The organism is Curtobacterium sp. MCSS17_015 (genome assembly GCF_003234265.2).
GTDB lineage: Bacteria > Actinomycetota > Actinomycetes > Actinomycetales > Microbacteriaceae > Curtobacterium.
In genome coordinates this window covers 157,072-171,807 of record NZ_CP126256.1, presented here as the reverse complement: position 1 = coordinate 171,807, position 14,736 = coordinate 157,072, and the positions used below count along the sequence as shown (strand labels likewise).

Sequence of the window (14,736 nt, the reverse complement as noted above, 5' to 3'; positions counted from 1 at the left end):
ACTCGTGGGATGGAGAGTGTGGATCGTCGAGCCCCCGTACCCGACGGGGTCCTCGCACGTGCCCTCGCGGCCTTCCCCGAGGCGTCGCTCGTCACGGACGCCGACCAGGCCATCGTCTTCGCCAACCAGGCCTTCTTGACGATGACCGGGTACGAACTCGACGAACTGCTCGGCCGGAACTGCCGCCTCCTGCAGGGGCCGGACACCGATCAGGACGTCGTCGATGCCGTTCGCGATGCGCTGGCGGCGGGGCGGCCGTGGCAGGGGCACCTGCTCAACCACCGGAAGGACGGCACGCCGTTCTGGAACGCGCTCGCCGTCACACCGCTCCACGACGAACACGGGCGGATCTCGCACTTCTGCAGCGAACAACGCGACGTGACGGAGGACGTCGAGACGCAACGCAGGACGAAGGACCTCCTCGGGCAGGTGACGGAGCAGCGGGAAACGGCGCGGATGCTGCTCGGACTCTCGGAGGCGGTGGGCCGGCGATCCGGGACGGAAGAGATCGCACACACCATCGCGGCAGCCATCCCTCGGATCTGCGAGGCGGACCGGTCGGCGATCGCGCTCTGGTACCTCGAGGAACGGCGATTGACCATCGTCGGGCACAGCGGGTGGCCCACGTCGCTCGCCGGGCAGGTGTCCGAGTTCGAGACGTCACCCGAGGACGCCCCCGAACTCGCCGAGATCCTCGAATCCGGCGTTCCCGTGCTCGTCGACCACCGTTCCTCCGAGTGGGCGCGGCGGGTGCTCGATGCCTTCGCGATCCGCGCGTTCATCGCGACGCCCTTCTACCTCGGCCAGAGCTTCGCCGGACTCGTCCTCGCGCACTGGGTGGGTCCGCAGGCACCGGACTCCGTCGACACCGTCCTCGAGGAGCGGATGTCCGGCCTCGCCGGGCTGACCGCTGTCGCGTTCGACAACGCTCGACTCCTCGAGGAAGCTCGCTGGCGGGCCTCCCACGATCCCCTCACGGAACTGCCCAACCGCGAGCGGCTCGAGATCGTCCTCGAGGAGGCGCTCCGTGCGACGCGTGACCACGGCCAGGGAGTCGGTGTGCTCTACTGCGACGTCGACCGGTTCAAGCGCACGAACGACGACCTCGGCCATCGGAACGGCGATGCCGTGCTCGTCGAGGTCGGACGACGGCTGTCGCGGGCCGTCCGCGACACCGACACGGTCGCCAGGGCAGGCGGAGACGAGTTCGTCGTCGTGCTCCCCGCGATCCACGGAAGCGACGAGGCCGAGGCGGTCGCCGCTCGCATCCGCGGAGCGATGACGGACCCGGCCGTCGTCGGAGACCAGCTCGTCCCGGTCCGACTCTCGGTCGGAGTGGCCGTTTCCGACGGCAGCGCCGACGACGTCCACGAGGAAGCCGACCGGCTGCTCCGGGCCGCCGACCTGGCGATGTACCGCGAGAAGTCCGCTGCACCCGGCCTCGACACGCCCCCGCTCGCCGACGACCTCCGTGAAGCACTGGCCGCTGGGACGATCGACGTCGCGTACCAACCGCAGGTCGACCTCGCCACCGGCAGCGTGGTGTCCGTCGAGGCCCTCGCTCGCTGGCAGCACCCGAGTCGCGGTCCGCTGCCCCCGGCCGTGTTCATCCCCGTCGCCGAGGCTGCAGGTCTGGTGCACACCGTCGGGATGCAGGTGCTCGACCGCGCGTGTTCGGTGCTGGCAGAGCTGCGCACCAGCCGACCCGACTTCGAGCTCGCGGTCAACGTCGCACCCTCGCAGCTGCACGAACCCACGTTCGTGCCCGATGTCGCGTCCACTGTCGCACGGTACGGCGTCCCACCCGGGGCGATCACCCTGGAGATCACCGAATCGACTCCGCTCGGGAACCTCTCGAACGTGTCGGCAACGCTCCTCGAGCTGCGTCAGCGCGGCTTCCGGATCGCGATGGACGACTTCGGGACGGGATTCGCCTCACTCACGCAACTGCACGACCTCCCCATCACGGATCTCAAGATCGACCGGACGTTCGTGCAGGACGGCCCGCGTGGTGAGGTCCTCGTGGGAGCCATCAGTGACATGGCTCGAGCACTCGGCGCACGAGTGGTCGCAGAGGGCATCGAGAGCGAACAGGACCTCCGGATGGTCCGTGCCCGCGGTTGCGACCGTGCGCAGGGGTACTTCCTCGGTCGCGCGACCTCGGCGGACGCACTCCACGAGGGCATCTGATCCCGGCAGCGACCCTCCGGGTGCCGGGGCTGCTCCGGCTGCGGTGCGGCTCGGTGCGAGTCCCGTGCAGAGTCGCGCTGACTCCTCCTCGTCGAGGAGCTCCGTGCCGGACCCGCCTCTCGCAGTCCGAGGCCAACACCTGCCGTGGGCGATGCGTCCGCTGGACCGGGAGGCGCCGTGTCGACAGGGCGGAACAAGAGCGCACCACGGCGGCCCCGCAGAAGCAGAGAACCCCCGGGGTGACCGGGGGTTCTCCGTGGCGGTACCGGTGGGATTTGAACCCACGGTGGAGTTGCCCCCACACATGTTTTCGAGACATGCTCCTTAGGCCGCTCGGACACGGTACCGGGGAAGAGTTTACACGATCCGAGAGGCCCGACACGCCATCGAGCGAGCCGCTCCTTCGCAAGCGGCCGGCTTCCACACCTCGTCCCCAGAGCACCACGACGGTGACCGTGGCCCGAGGGTCCGCGCGTACCGTCTCCGCCATGAGAACGCGCGCCCTCGTCGCCCTGGTGTCCTCCGTCGTCGGCGCCGCCGTCGTCAGCGGAGCTGCCGGTTTCGGCGCATGGGCGGGCATCCGCGGGCAACGGGCAGCATCCCAGCGGGTGGTCGACATGCTCCCCGTCCACGCCGACTGGTGGCGCGAACGCCTGCACCACGAAGGGCAACTGACCTATCTCGCGATCGGCGACTCAGCGGCGCAGGGCGTCGGTGCGACAGCGCCGGGCCGCGGGTACGTCGGGCTGCTCGCACGTCGCATCCGACACCGCTCGCGGATGACGCTGCGGGTCGTGAACCTCAGCGTGTCCGGCGCCACGACGTGGGGCGCGAGGCAGCACCAGCTACCGAAGCTCCGTCAGTTCACGCCGGACATCTGCACGGTGTCCATCGGGGCGAACGACATCTCCGACTTCCACCCCGACAAGTTCGAGCGGAACATCCGGGCGATCTACGGTGCGGTGCCGTCCCACGCGATCGTGGCGGAGTTGCCGTGCATGTTCGTACCGGACCGGGAGCGCAAGGTGGCGGTGGCCAACGAGATCGTGCACCGGGTCGCCGGCGAGCTCGGGCTGACCGTGGCGCCGCTGCACGCCATCACCAAGCGTGTCGGGATCCGACGCACGTTCTTCAACACGTACGGCGACCTGTTCCACCCGAACGACCGTGGGTACGAGATCTGGGCGAGTGCCTTCGAGCCGGCGGTCGACGCCCGTGTGGACACGGTGGCCGCGATCCGCCGGTACCTCTCCGCACGTGAAGCCGAGGACCTCGGGAGCCAGGCCGGCGACGTCGCGCATGCTCGGGCCGAGCAGGACACCGACGGTGCGGCGGCGCTCGACACGGCGAACCGGCCGAACTCGCTCGACCGCCTGCGCCAGCGCGTCACCGGTTCGGTCCCGCTCCCGGGCCGGCACGGCTCGAACAACGACAACGGCACCAGCACCGGCACCGGCACCGGCGCCCAGACCGACACCGACACCGCCGCCGCCGAGCCGTCCGATGTCGGCGGAGCAGCCTAACCTCGTCCCATGGCCCGCCCCCAGTCCACGTACCGCTGCACCGAGTGCGGCTGGACCAGCATCAAGTGGGTCGGCCGCTGCGGAGAGTGCCAGTCGTGGGGAACGGTGGAGGACGCCTCGGCCGCGACGGCCAGCACCCGCGGTACCGCGTCGATCGCCGTCACGGGCAACCGCATCGCGCGTCCGATCACCGAAGCCCGCGGTGGCTCCTTCCAACGCTGGCAGACCGGCATCGGCGAGTTCGACCGTGTCCTCGGCGGCGGGATCGTCCCCGGCGCAGCCGTCCTGCTGAGTGGTGAGCCCGGCGTCGGCAAGTCGACCCTGCTGCTCGAGGTCGCCTCGCGCGCGGCGGCGATGGGCAAGCGCGTCCTCTACGTCAGCGCCGAGGAATCCGTCGACCAGGTCCGTCTCCGTGCCGAACGCACCGGGGCGATGCACGACGACCTGTTCCTGGCGAGCGAGGTCGACCTCGGCGTGATCCTCGGCCAGATCGAACAAGTGCAGCCCGACCTGCTCATCGCCGACTCGGTGCAGACGATCTCCTCCGCCTCGGTGGACGGCATCGCCGGCGGGACCTCGCAGGTCCGCGAGGTCGCCTCCACGCTCATCCGCGTCGCGAAGCAGGCTGCCCTGCCGGTCCTCATCGTGGGCCACGTCACGAAGGACGGCACGATCGCGGGCCCGCGGCTGCTCGAGCACCTGGTCGACGTCGTGTGCCACTTCGAGGGCGACCGACAGACGGCACTCCGGTTCGTCCGGGCCCTGAAGAACCGCTTCGGTCCCACCGACGAGGTCGGCTGCTTCGACATGGCGGGCGACGGCATCCACGAAGTACCCGATCCGAGCGGCCTGTTCATGTCCCGCAACGGCGCTCCGGTGTCCGGCACCTGCATCACCGTCGCGATGGAGGGCCGTCGGGCACTCCCGGTCGAGATCCAGGCACTCGTCGTCCCGAGTTCGGCACCGCAGCCGCGTCGGGTGGTGAACGGCGTCGACTCGTCACGAGTCGCGATGCTCCTCGCCGTCCTGGAACGCCGTGCCGGCATCAAGCTGTCGGACGCCGACGTCTACGTCTCGACGGTGGGCGGCATGAAGCTCACCGAGCCCGGTGCGGACCTGGCCATCGTGCTCGCCCTGGCGAGCGCGGCCCGGGACCGCCCGTACCCGCACACCCTCGCCGCCATCGGGGAGATCAGCCTGGCCGGAGAGATCCGTCAGGCCACCGGAGCCAAGCAGCGCGCGAGCGAAGCCCGGCGCCTCGGCTTCACGACCGTCCTCGGTGCCGATGCCGAGCACCTGCGCGAAGCACTCCGGGTGGCGTTCTCGATGACGAAGTCGGTGCGCGAACGCGAGCTCGACGCAGCGTTCTGAATCGGTCCTTCCGCATCCGAGTGTCTAGCATTCTAGACACTCGTCCGGGGCAAGAGCGCTCGTGCCCGATCCCTCGCGATCCGCCGACGGACGCGTGCCGCGCCTCCAGACCGCACCGTCAGGCGCGCAGCGCCGCCAACAGGTCCGCCGGCTCCGCCTGCATCGTGTGCGGACCCGCGATGTCGAAGAACACGCCCTCGAGCGAGTCGAGGTGCGCGGCGAGGAACTCCTCGAGCCGCTCGGCGTCGTACACCATGACCTGCCGGAGCTTCTCCCCCGGCACCATCGCGGTGTAGGCGTCTGCCGACGAGAAGAGCAGCAGGATGCGCTTGTCCGAGCCCTCGCGGCCGAACACCCGGACCTGCATGTCCTTCTTCCCGGTGACGAGCCGCGGGACGATCACGATGTCGTGTCGCAGGGCGTACGCCACCGCGGCGACGTCCTGCTTCGCGAGGGCTTCCTCGAGTTGTTCGCTCCGGAAGCGCTGTTCCTTCTGTGCCATCGCCCCTAGTCAAGCAGTCGTCGAGTGCGAGCGGGTTCCGCTCAGTGGGCGCGCCCGGCCTGCACTGCGTGCGTGCGGAGGCGGAGGTCGGCCGCGAACTGCGTCGTCTCCGGCCCGAGTTCGTCGTCCGGGGCCGACTGCACCAACACGCCGATGGCCGGGGCGAGGACGAAACTCGACGTCGCCGCCATGCCGTAGTCGTCGACCGAGGGCACGTCCACCCGGTCCGCCAGTCCGGACTGCGCCAGCGCGGTGGCGTAGTCGAGCACGGCGTAGGCCGCTTCGTCGCTCGTCATGACCGAGGCGACCCCGTAGATGAGGTACTTCATGGCCCAGCCCTTCGTCGATGGGCGTGACGCTACGCCGCGGGCCCCGAGCGGGAGCCCGCCACCGTCCTGTAGACGCACTCAGGTCGGCACTCGTGGCGAGAACTCAGACAACGCCACTAGCGTCGAAGCAATCGCAATCGCGGGAACTCTCGTTGTACGGCCGAAGGGCTGTTCCTGATGGGGAAGCAGCTTCCATGCCGGCACCATCGCCCACCCTCTACCGACCGACCGCTCCCCGGACCCCCGGAGCCCCGACCCCCACGTCGACGTACAAGGACCTGCTCGAGCGTGTCCGCGTCGAAGGCCTCCTCGAACGCCGCGTCGGCTTCTACTGGGCCGTCTTCAGTGTCCTGACTGTCCTCACCGCCGCGACCTTCGTCGTCTCCGCCATGCTCGGTGCCTCGTGGTTCCAGCTCATCCCGGCCGCCGTGCTCGGTGTCCTGTTCACGCAGTTCGCGTTCCTCTCGCACGAGGCCGCGCACCGCCAGATCTTCGCCTCGCGCAAGTGGAACGACCACGCCGGTCGGTGGCTCGGCGTGTTCGTCGTCGGCCTGTCGTACTCGTGGTGGATGAACAAGCACAACCGTCACCACGGCAACCCGAACACGATCGGCAAGGACCCGGACATCGCCCCCGACGGCGTCGTGTTCATCGAGGAGGACGCCGTGCAGCGCCGCGGGTTCCTCCGCAAGCTCGCGATGGTCCAGGGCTGGGCGTTCTTCCCGCTCCTGACGCTCGAGGGCGCCAACCTGCACTGGCTCTCGATCCGCGCGGTCGTCACCGGGAAGGCCGCCAAGGGCACCGTCCAGGAGCGCCGTCTCGAGGCCGTGCTGCTCCTCGCGCGCTTCGGTCTGCTGGCCTGGTTCGTCTTCGCCGTGATGCCGCTCGGCATCGGTTTCGCCTTCCTCGGCGTCCAGATGGCGGTCTTCGGCGTGATGATGGGTGGGTCGTTCGCGCCCAACCACAAGGGCATGCCGGTCATCGCTGAGGGGGCCAAGATCGATTTCTTCTCGCGCCAGGTCCGGACTTCCCGTAACATCACTGGTGGCGTGTGGGTGGACCACCTGCTCGGTGGCCTCAACCACCAGGCAGAACACCACCTGTTCCCGAGCATGGCGCGGCCCAACCTGCGTCGTGCGAAGGCCCTCGTGCGTGAGCACTGCGAACAGCACGGGGTCCCGTACACGGAGACCACGATCTTCCGCTCCTACGGGATCGTCGTCCGGTACCTCAACCGGGTCGGTCTCGCAGCGCGCGACCCGTTCACCTGCCCGATGGTCAGTGCGTACCGATTGCACTGAACCTCTGATCTCCGTCGCCCCGCTCGATGCCGGGTGCCGCACACAACTCGATGGCAACGTCGTCGAAACCCGCGGTGGTGGAATTCTCTCGCCGCGCACGTAAGAAAGTAAGGAACGCCGAAATGGCAACTGGAACTGTCAAGTGGTTCAACAACGAAAAGGGCTTCGGCTTCATTGCGCCGGACGACGGCAGCGCTGACGTCTTCGCCCACTTCTCCGCGATCGGTGGCAACGGCTACAAGTCGCTCGAGGAGAACCAGAAGGTCGAATTCGAGATCACCGAGGGCCGCAAGGGCCCGCAGGCGGAGAACATCACCGTCATCGGCTGACACCGGTCTTCGTGAGCGCCGGGTCGGAGGAACCATCCTCCGGCCCGGCGCTTCGTCGTTCCCGGAGCCGACACGCCGGCACGGCGGAGTCGTCCGAGGTCAGTCGAGGACGAACTGCACCGACTCCGCCGACTCGATCGACCCGACGCCGACCTGCAGGTGGTAGCTGGCCCCACCCGCCGTGACCGCGGGCCGAGCGGCGTCGCACGTCGTGGTCGACGAGCGGGTCCGGTCCCAGGCGATCGCCGGCGTGGTGAGCTCCTGGCCCGCCTTCAGCGTGACGTCCTGGTCGACACCGCCCGTCTGGCAGTCCTTCGACGACCAGTACTGCTCCTCGCCCGAGGTGATGGTGAGCACCTGCTGCGACGAGCCGAGGTTCAGGTGGCACGAGTTCGACCCGGTGTTCTCGATCGTCATCGCGATCTGCGGGTCCTCGGTGGCGCTGTACACGCGCTTGTCGACGACCGGCGTGAGCACGACCTGGTCCTCGTCGCACGCCGCGCCGTCCTTCCTCGCCGGGGCGGACGGGGTCGCCGAGGCGGTCGGAGCGGCTGACGAGGTGGACCCGGCAGGCGCGCTCCCGGCAGCCGACCCGGCGGAGGGACGAGCGGTGGGAGCGTCCGTCTGTCCGGCGGCGGGGGCGCCGTTGCCGCGTCCGACGACGATGAGGACGACGACGACCGCGACGAGCAGGACCACCCCGAGCACCAGGGCTCGGCGGCGCCAGTACACACCGGGGCGTTCGGGTCCGACGGGGTGGCGCAACGACGACATGCGCACAGGGTAGGCACCCGCGCGGGCCCGTCCGGGGAACCCCGCCGAGGGGCAGGGGAAGCCGTCAGAGGATCTTCAGCATGCGGGTGTTGCCGAGGGTGTTCGGCTTGACCCGGGCGAGGTCGAGGAACTCCGCGACCCCTTCGTCCGACGACCGCACGAGTTCCGCGTAGACCTCCGGCGGGACGACGGTCTCGCCGATCTCGAGGTAGCCGTGCTTCGTGAAGAAGTCGACTTCGAAGGTGAGGCAGAAGATCCGCGCGACCCCGAGCTCGCGGGCGTCGTGCTCGAGCGCCTCGAGCATGCGATGGCCGACGCGCTTGTGGATCCAGTCCTGGTCGAGCGCGAGGGTGCGGACCTCGGCGATGTCGTCCCAGAACACCGCGAGGGCGCCGCAGCCGATGGGCACGCCGTCGGGTCCCTCGGCGATCCGGAACTGCTGGATCGAGCCGTACAGGACGACGTTCTCCTTGCCAAGCAGGATCCGCCGGTCCACGTACGGCGCGATCAGACGTTGGATGTGGGGGACGTCGGACGCGAGGGCGGGGCGCACCAGGATCCCGTGGTCGTCCCGTTCGGAGAACGCATGCCGTCCGTGCTCAGTCATCCGCCCAAGCCTACGACCCCGGTGGACGTCACACCGCGTCACGGGGGACACGCATCGGGGCACCGCTCAGGCACATCGGCCTACCGTCCGACCTACACCAGTACGACGAGCAGGAGGAGCACCATGCCCCAGATCATCGAGACCGTCGACGTCAACGTCCCCGTGCGTGCGGCCTACGACCAGTGGACCCGCTTCGAGGAGTTCCCCACGTTCCTGGACGAGGTCGAGAAGATCGTCCAGGTCGACGACACCACCACCGACTGGACCGTGAAGGTCGCCGGCCAGGAGCGTTCGTTCCGCGCCGTCATCTCCGAGCAGCACCCGGACGAGCGTGTCGCCTGGACCGTCAAGGACGGCGAGACCGAGCACGCCGGTGTCGTCACCTTCCACAAGCTCTCGGACGCCGAGACCCGGGTCACCGTGCAGATCGACTGGGAGCCCTCCGGCATCCTCGAGAAGCTCGGCTCCGCGGTCGGCGTCGGCGGCCACGCCGTCAAGAAGGACCTGCAGAACTACAAGGAGCGCGTCGAGGCGGCCCCCACGGCCGACGGCTGGCGCGGTGACGTCCAGGCGTAGGACGCACTCGCAGCGCTGACCGGAGGCGCGGTACCGCTCGGTACCGCGCCTCCTGTCACGCCGGGGGCCGGCACAGACGGGAGGCCCGGTACCAGCTGGTACCGGGCCTCCCGTCTGTCGTGTGCCTGGGCTGACTAGCCCTCGATCTCGCCCGTCGGCGCCTCGGGCGCCTTCTCGAGCGAGGGAGCGCCGGCGAGGACCTCTTCGCGGCCCGGCTGACGCCCGGTCTCGAACTGGAACGCACCGTCCGCGAAGTCGACCTTCACGTGGTCGCCGGCGTTGAGCTCACCCTGCAGGATGTGCTCGGACAGCTGGTCCTCGACCTCGTGCTGCATCGCGCGACGCAGCGGTCGTGCACCGAGGGCGGGGTCGAACCCGACCTTGATGAGCTGCTCCTTGGCCGGCAGCGTGAGCTCGACGGTCATGTCGCGGTCGAGCAGACGGTCCGACAGGCGCTTCACGAACAGGTCCACGATCTGCAGCAGCTCGGACTGCGACAGCTGCGGGAACACGATCGTGTCGTCGACGCGGTTGAGGAACTCGGGCTTGAAGTGCTTCTTGAGCTCCTCGTTCACCTTCGAGCGCATGCGGTCGTAGCCGACGGCCGAGTCACCCTCGACCTGGAAGCCCACCGGGCCACCGGCGATGCCCTGCGAACCGAGGTTCGTGGTCATGATGATGACGGTGTTCTTGAAGTCGACCACGCGGCCCTGACCATCGGTCAGACGACCCTCTTCGAGGACCTGCAGCAGCGAGTTGAAGATGTCCGGGTGGGCCTTCTCGATCTCGTCGAACAGGACCACGGAGAACGGCTTGCGGCGCACCTTCTCGGTGAGCTGGCCGCCCTCCTCGAACCCGACGAACCCGGGAGGGGCACCGAACAGGCGCGAGACGGTGTGCTTCTCGCCGAACTCCGACATGTCGAGGGAGATCAGTGCACCCTCGTCGTCGAACAGGAACTCCGCGAGCGCCTTGGCGAGCTCGGTCTTCCCGACACCCGTGGGGCCGGCGAAGATGAACGAGCCCGAGGGGCGGTTCGGGTCCTTGAGGCCGGCACGGGTGCGGCGGATGGTCTTGGAGAGGGCCGAGATGGCCTCCTCCTGACCGATGACGCGCTGGTGCAGTGCCTTCTCCATGAAGACGAGACGCGAGGTCTCCTCTTCGGTGAGCTTGAACACCGGGATGCCCGTGGCCTGCGCCAGGACCTCGGCGATGATGCCCTCGTCGACGGTGCCGGACGCGGCGACGTCACCGGCACGCCACTGCTTCTCGAGGCGGAGACGCTCGCCGAGGAGCTTCTTCTCCTCGTCCCGCAGGCTCGCGGCCTTCTCGAAGTCCTGCTCCTCGATGGCGGCTTCCTTCTGGCCGCGGACCGTCGAGATCTTCTCGTCGAACTCGCGGAGCTCCGGCGGCGCCGACAGGATCGACAGACGCAGGCGGGCGCCGGCCTCGTCGATCAGGTCGATGGCCTTGTCGGGCAGGAAGCGGTCCTGCACGTAGCGGTCCGCCAGGTTCGCCGCGGAGACGATCGCCCCGTCGGTGATGGACACCTTGTGGAACGCCTCGTACTTGTCGCGGAGGCCCTTGAGGATGTTGATCGTGTGCGGCAGCGACGGCTCGTTGACCTGCACCGACTGGAAGCGGCGCTCGAGGGCTGCGTCCTTCTCGAAGTGCTTGCGGTACTCGTCGAGCGTGGTGGCACCGATGGTCTGGAGCTCACCGCGGGCGAGCAGCGGCTTGAGGATCGACGCGGCGTCGATCGCACCTTCGGCGGCACCGGCACCCACGAGGGTGTGGATCTCGTCGATGAACACGATGATGTCGCCGCGGGTGCGGATCTCCTTCGTGACCTTCTTGAGGCGCTCCTCGAAGTCACCGCGGTAGCGGGACCCGGCGATGAGCGACCCGAGGTCGAGCGAGTAGAGCTGCTTGTCCTTCAGCGTCTCGGGCACGTCGCCCTTGACGATCGCCTGGGCGAGGCCCTCGACGACGGCGGTCTTGCCGACGCCGGGCTCACCGATCAGGACGGGGTTGTTCTTGGAGCGACGGGAGAGGATCTGCATGACCCGCTCCATCTCCTTCTCGCGCCCGATGACGGGGTCCAGCTTGCCGTCGCGCGCCGCCTGGGTGAGGTTCCGACCGAACTGGTCGAGGACCTGCGAACCCTGCTGCGCGTTCTGCTGCTGCTCGCCGCCGACGGCGACCGCTTCCTTGCCCTGGTAGCCGGACAGGAGCTGGATGACCTGCTGGCGGACCCGGTTGAGGTCGGCGCCGAGCTTCACGAGGACCTGGGCTGCGACACCCTCGCCTTCGCGGATCAGGCCGAGCAGGATGTGCTCGGTGCCGATGTAGTTGTGGCCGAGCTGCAGCGCTTCGCGCAGGGACAGCTCGAGGACCTTCTTGGCGCGCGGCGTGAACGGGATGTGCCCGGTCGGCTGCTGCTGGCCCTGCCCGATGATGTCCTGCACCTGCTCGCGGACGGCATCGAGGGAGATACCGAGCGACTCCAGCGCCTTGGCGGCGACGCCCTCGCCCTCGTGGATGAGGCCGAGGAGGATGTGCTCCGTACCGATGTAGTTGTGGTTGAGCATCTTCGCTTCTTCTTGAGCGAGGACGACAACACGACGGGCCCGGTCGGTGAATCTCTCGAACATGTGCTCTCCCTTGGCCCCGTTGGATCGGGGGCCGACAGCCGGACTCGTGTGAGTCCGGTCACGTACATCGAGACTAACCAGCGCTCACCGTCAGGGCTGCCCCTGTTCGCCGTGGGCGTGACCTCGGTGCGCGGCGCGCACCGAGCCTGCCGGGAGGCCCGCCCCGGCCACCGCGGGCACGTCCCGTCCGCCGGTTCCCGAGAGCCGGCAGGTACGATCCGGGACATGGAGCAGCCCGTCGTCGGCCTCGTCGTCCACCCGTCGAAGAACGTCCAGGAGTCCGTCGACATCCTGGACCGCTGGAACTCGTCCGGCGCCGGCCGCCTCATGGCGCGGAGCATCGACGCCGCCCGGCTCCGGAGCGACATCGACGTCGTGGACGACGACGAGTTCACGGACCGGGTCGACCTCGTGGTCGCACTCGGCGGCGACGGCACGATGCTCGGCGCGATGCGGCTCGTCGCCCGACGACCCGTGCCGGTGCTCGGTGTGAACTACGGCAACGTCGGGTTCCTGGTGGAGATCGAACCGCCCGAGCTCGAGGCCGCGCTCGAACGGCTCTCGGCCGGGCAGTACCAGCTCGAACCGCACCACGCCCTCGAGGCCCGGCTCTCGTGGGGTGGTGCCCGGACCGACTACCTGGCGTTCAACGACATCACCATCGTCCGTCGCCCCGGTGCCGGCCAGGTCTCCGCGGACCTCAGCGTCGGCGGGCTCATGTACGGCTACTACCGCGCGGACGCCATCGTCGCGGCGACGCCCGCCGGGTCCACCGCGTACAACTACGCGGCGGGTGGCCCGGTCCTCTCCCCCGCACTCTCGGGCTCGGTCGTCACGCCGGTGGCCCCGATGGCGGGCATCGACCGCTCGGTGGTGCTCGCCGCCCGTGAGCGTTACCGGTTCGACATCGCCGAGGGCACCCGCAGCGCAGCGCTCGAGGTCGACGGGTTGGTCGTCGGAGAGGTCGCCACCGGTGCGCAGCTGGAGGTCCGGCTCCGCAAGGACGCCGGCAGCGTCGTGCGGCTCGACGCCGAGCGTCACGGCCGGACCGGGCGCCTCAAGCTCGGCCTCCTGGACCTGCCGCTCCGGCCGGACCAGCTCATCGAGCTCATCCCGCACGACCTGCGGCAGAAGCTGCGACGCGAGACCGAGGACTGACGCAGGCCGAGCCTCCCGGCCCGGCCCGGCCCGACACGACGCGCCGGAGCGGACGGGAGGCCCGTGGAACGACGGAAGGCCCGTCCGGTTCGCACCGGACGGGCCTCATCCCATCACCCCACGGGTCGTCTTCCCACGGATCGACCCGGATCCCCGCACCAGCTCCGCCAGGAGCCGGCCGAAGTCTGCTGACCTACTCGGTCAGGTACAGCTGCATGTCCTGCGAGACCGCCTTGGCGAACAGGCGCAGCTTCGCACGCGACTCGACGCGGCTGACCGCCTGACGAGTGGTGTGCACGATCTTCGAGATCTCGTCGAGCGTCATCGGCTTGTCGTCGTCCAGGCCGTAGCGCATGCGGATGACGTTGGCCTCGTCGCTCGGCAGCTCGGCGACGATGGAGCGGATGTCGCGGTGCAGGAGCGTCGTCTCGGTGAGCTCGTTCGGGCTCGCGGCGTCCTCGTCCTCGATGAAGTCACCGAGTTCGCTGTCGTCGGAGTCGCCGACGACGGTGTGGATCGAGACCGGCTCGTGCGATCGGCCCTTGAGGTCGACGAGCTCCTCGACGCTCATGCTCAGCTCGGCGGCCACTTCCTCCGGCATCGGCGCACGGCCGAGGTCGACGGTGAGGTCACGCTCGGTGCGCGAGATCTTGTTGATCAGCTCGACGGTGTGCACCGGGATGCGGATCGTGCGCGCCTTGTCGGCGAGACCACGCGAGATCGCCTGGCGGATCCACCAGGTGGCGTACGTCGAGAACTTGTAGCCCTGGGTGAAGTCGAACTTCTCGACCGCACGGACCAGGCCGAGGTTGCCCTCCTGGATGACGTCCATGAACGGCAGCCCGCGCTGCGAGTAGCGCTTGGCGATGCTGACGACCAGGCGGAGGTTCGACGTGATCATGCGCTCCTTGGCGCGCTCACCGTCGCGGACGAGCCAACGCAGTTCGCGCTCGAGGGACTTCTCGAGGCCCTGCTCGTTGTGGAGCTTCTCCTCTGCGAAGAGGCCGACCTCGATGCGGCGGGCGATGTCCGCCTCTTCCTCGGCGGTGAGGAGCGCGAGCCGGCCGATGTGGCGGAGGTAGTCGCCGACCTGGTCGACGGATGCGCCGCGGACGCCGGCGAGCTGCTCGTCCGCCTCGACCTCGGCGACGGTGTCGAGCGTGGTGGCCTCGGCGGAGGTGGTCTTGGTCGCTGCCTTCTTGGTGCGGCGCGAGGTGGTGCTGGGTGCGGCCGTTGCGATCGCCATGGTGACTCTCCCTGCCTGTGACGGTGATGGTCCTTCGTGGGCTGAGACCGAGTTTGGCGGGCCGGAGGTGTACCCCACAAACCGGAGCGATCGATTCTCAGGCTTCTCCGTGCTTCACCCTCGGGGGACACTGCGTCGGGGTACACCTCGTCGCCGCCGGATCACGCTTCGATCCG

At 69.1% G+C, this 14,736-nt stretch carries 13 protein-coding genes and 1 tRNA gene; 7 read left to right on the top strand and 7 right to left on the bottom strand.

Going from position 1 to position 14,736, the window contains the following annotated elements:
- The first annotated feature begins 9 nt into the window (after positions 1–9).
- Positions 10–2,190: a bifunctional diguanylate cyclase/phosphodiesterase gene (locus tag DEJ18_RS00780; protein WP_181434264.1), complete on the top strand. Its 2,181-nt coding sequence runs from the start codon at positions 10–12 to the stop codon at positions 2,188–2,190.
- 257 nt (positions 2,191–2,447) lie between these two features.
- Here DEJ18_RS00780 and DEJ18_RS00775 read toward each other — a convergent pair.
- A tRNA-Ser gene (locus DEJ18_RS00775) sits at positions 2,448–2,537 on the bottom strand.
- A gap of 141 nt (positions 2,538–2,678) precedes the next feature.
- Between DEJ18_RS00775 and DEJ18_RS00770 the strand changes: the two genes are divergently transcribed.
- Both DEJ18_RS00770 and radA read left to right on the top strand, forming a co-directional pair.
- Positions 2,679–3,713, top strand: a complete 1,035-nt coding sequence (locus DEJ18_RS00770) for an SGNH/GDSL hydrolase family protein (RefSeq protein WP_181434263.1) — start codon at positions 2,679–2,681, stop codon at positions 3,711–3,713.
- 9 nt (positions 3,714–3,722) lie between these two features.
- Positions 3,723–5,084: a DNA repair protein RadA gene (gene radA / locus DEJ18_RS00765; RefSeq protein ID WP_111082177.1), complete on the top strand. Its 1,362-nt coding sequence runs from the start codon at positions 3,723–3,725 to the stop codon at positions 5,082–5,084.
- A 118-nt stretch (positions 5,085–5,202) separates the two neighbouring features.
- Here the strand turns inward: radA and DEJ18_RS00760 are convergent, their stop codons facing one another.
- Both DEJ18_RS00760 and DEJ18_RS00755 read right to left on the bottom strand, forming a co-directional pair.
- Positions 5,203–5,586 carry an SseB family protein gene (locus DEJ18_RS00760; protein WP_111082176.1) on the bottom strand — a complete coding sequence of 128 codons (384 nt, stop codon included), beginning with the start codon at positions 5,584–5,586 and terminating at the stop codon, positions 5,203–5,205.
- Positions 5,587–5,627: 41 nt separating this feature from the next.
- Complete coding sequence (locus DEJ18_RS00755; RefSeq protein WP_111082175.1) at positions 5,628–5,915, bottom strand: hypothetical protein; 288 nt, start codon at positions 5,913–5,915, stop codon at positions 5,628–5,630.
- 194 nt (positions 5,916–6,109) lie between these two features.
- Between DEJ18_RS00755 and DEJ18_RS00750 the strand changes: the two genes are divergently transcribed.
- Together DEJ18_RS00750 and cspE are read left to right on the top strand one after the other, a co-directional pair.
- The gene (locus DEJ18_RS00750; RefSeq protein ID WP_284178018.1) at positions 6,110–7,216 is read left to right on the top strand and encodes a fatty acid desaturase family protein; all 1,107 of its coding nucleotides are present in this window, start codon (positions 6,110–6,112) and stop codon (positions 7,214–7,216) included.
- Positions 7,217–7,338: 122 nt separating this feature from the next.
- A complete protein-coding gene (gene cspE, locus DEJ18_RS00745) occupies positions 7,339–7,545 on the top strand; it encodes a transcription antiterminator/RNA stability regulator CspE (RefSeq protein WP_065963953.1) in 207 nt (68 codons plus the stop codon).
- A gap of 99 nt (positions 7,546–7,644) precedes the next feature.
- Here cspE and DEJ18_RS00740 read toward each other — a convergent pair whose 3' ends face one another.
- Both DEJ18_RS00740 and DEJ18_RS00735 read right to left on the bottom strand, forming a co-directional pair.
- A complete protein-coding gene (locus DEJ18_RS00740) occupies positions 7,645–8,319 on the bottom strand; it encodes a hypothetical protein (RefSeq protein ID WP_111209745.1) in 675 nt (224 codons plus the stop codon).
- Positions 8,320–8,383: 64 nt separating this feature from the next.
- Entirely contained in the window at positions 8,384–8,926 is a 543-nt protein-coding gene (locus DEJ18_RS00735) for an amino-acid N-acetyltransferase (RefSeq protein WP_181434127.1), read from the bottom strand.
- 123 nt (positions 8,927–9,049) lie between these two features.
- Between DEJ18_RS00735 and DEJ18_RS00730 the strand changes: the two genes are divergently transcribed.
- Positions 9,050–9,502 (top strand): SRPBCC family protein, encoded by a 453-nt coding sequence (locus DEJ18_RS00730; protein ID WP_110900856.1) that lies wholly within the window; start codon positions 9,050–9,052, stop codon positions 9,500–9,502.
- 134 nt (positions 9,503–9,636) lie between these two features.
- Here DEJ18_RS00730 and DEJ18_RS00725 read toward each other — a convergent pair whose 3' ends face one another.
- Positions 9,637–12,156 carry an ATP-dependent Clp protease ATP-binding subunit gene (locus tag DEJ18_RS00725; RefSeq protein ID WP_111209746.1) on the bottom strand — a complete coding sequence of 840 codons (2,520 nt, stop codon included), beginning with the start codon at positions 12,154–12,156 and terminating at the stop codon, positions 9,637–9,639.
- A gap of 225 nt (positions 12,157–12,381) precedes the next feature.
- Between DEJ18_RS00725 and DEJ18_RS00720 the strand changes: the two genes are divergently transcribed.
- The gene (locus DEJ18_RS00720; RefSeq protein ID WP_111082641.1) at positions 12,382–13,314 is read left to right on the top strand and encodes an NAD(+)/NADH kinase; all 933 of its coding nucleotides are present in this window, start codon (positions 12,382–12,384) and stop codon (positions 13,312–13,314) included.
- A gap of 193 nt (positions 13,315–13,507) precedes the next feature.
- Here the strand turns inward: DEJ18_RS00720 and DEJ18_RS00715 are convergent, their stop codons facing one another.
- A complete protein-coding gene (locus DEJ18_RS00715) occupies positions 13,508–14,560 on the bottom strand; it encodes a sigma-70 family RNA polymerase sigma factor (RefSeq protein ID WP_111082642.1) in 1,053 nt (350 codons plus the stop codon).
- Positions 14,561–14,736 lie beyond the last annotated feature (176 nt).

Coding starts and splice junctions, on each gene's coding strand:
- DEJ18_RS00780 (WP_181434264.1), top strand. CDS start 10: ATGGAGAGTGTGGATCGTCGAGCCCCCGTACCCGACGGGGTCCTCGCA.
- DEJ18_RS00770 (WP_181434263.1), top strand. CDS start 2,679: ATGAGAACGCGCGCCCTCGTCGCCCTGGTGTCCTCCGTCGTCGGCGCC.
- radA (WP_111082177.1), top strand. CDS start 3,723: ATGGCCCGCCCCCAGTCCACGTACCGCTGCACCGAGTGCGGCTGGACC.
- DEJ18_RS00760 (WP_111082176.1), bottom strand. CDS start 5,586: ATGGCACAGAAGGAACAGCGCTTCCGGAGCGAACAACTCGAGGAAGCC.
- DEJ18_RS00755 (WP_111082175.1), bottom strand. CDS start 5,915: ATGAAGTACCTCATCTACGGGGTCGCCTCGGTCATGACGAGCGACGAA.
- DEJ18_RS00750 (WP_284178018.1), top strand. CDS start 6,110: ATGCCGGCACCATCGCCCACCCTCTACCGACCGACCGCTCCCCGGACC.
- cspE (WP_065963953.1), top strand. CDS start 7,339: ATGGCAACTGGAACTGTCAAGTGGTTCAACAACGAAAAGGGCTTCGGC.
- DEJ18_RS00740 (WP_111209745.1), bottom strand. CDS start 8,319: ATGTCGTCGTTGCGCCACCCCGTCGGACCCGAACGCCCCGGTGTGTAC.
- DEJ18_RS00735 (WP_181434127.1), bottom strand. CDS start 8,926: ATGACTGAGCACGGACGGCATGCGTTCTCCGAACGGGACGACCACGGG.
- DEJ18_RS00730 (WP_110900856.1), top strand. CDS start 9,050: ATGCCCCAGATCATCGAGACCGTCGACGTCAACGTCCCCGTGCGTGCG.
- DEJ18_RS00725 (WP_111209746.1), bottom strand. CDS start 12,156: ATGTTCGAGAGATTCACCGACCGGGCCCGTCGTGTTGTCGTCCTCGCT.
- DEJ18_RS00720 (WP_111082641.1), top strand. CDS start 12,382: ATGGAGCAGCCCGTCGTCGGCCTCGTCGTCCACCCGTCGAAGAACGTC.
- DEJ18_RS00715 (WP_111082642.1), bottom strand. CDS start 14,560: ATGGCGATCGCAACGGCCGCACCCAGCACCACCTCGCGCCGCACCAAG.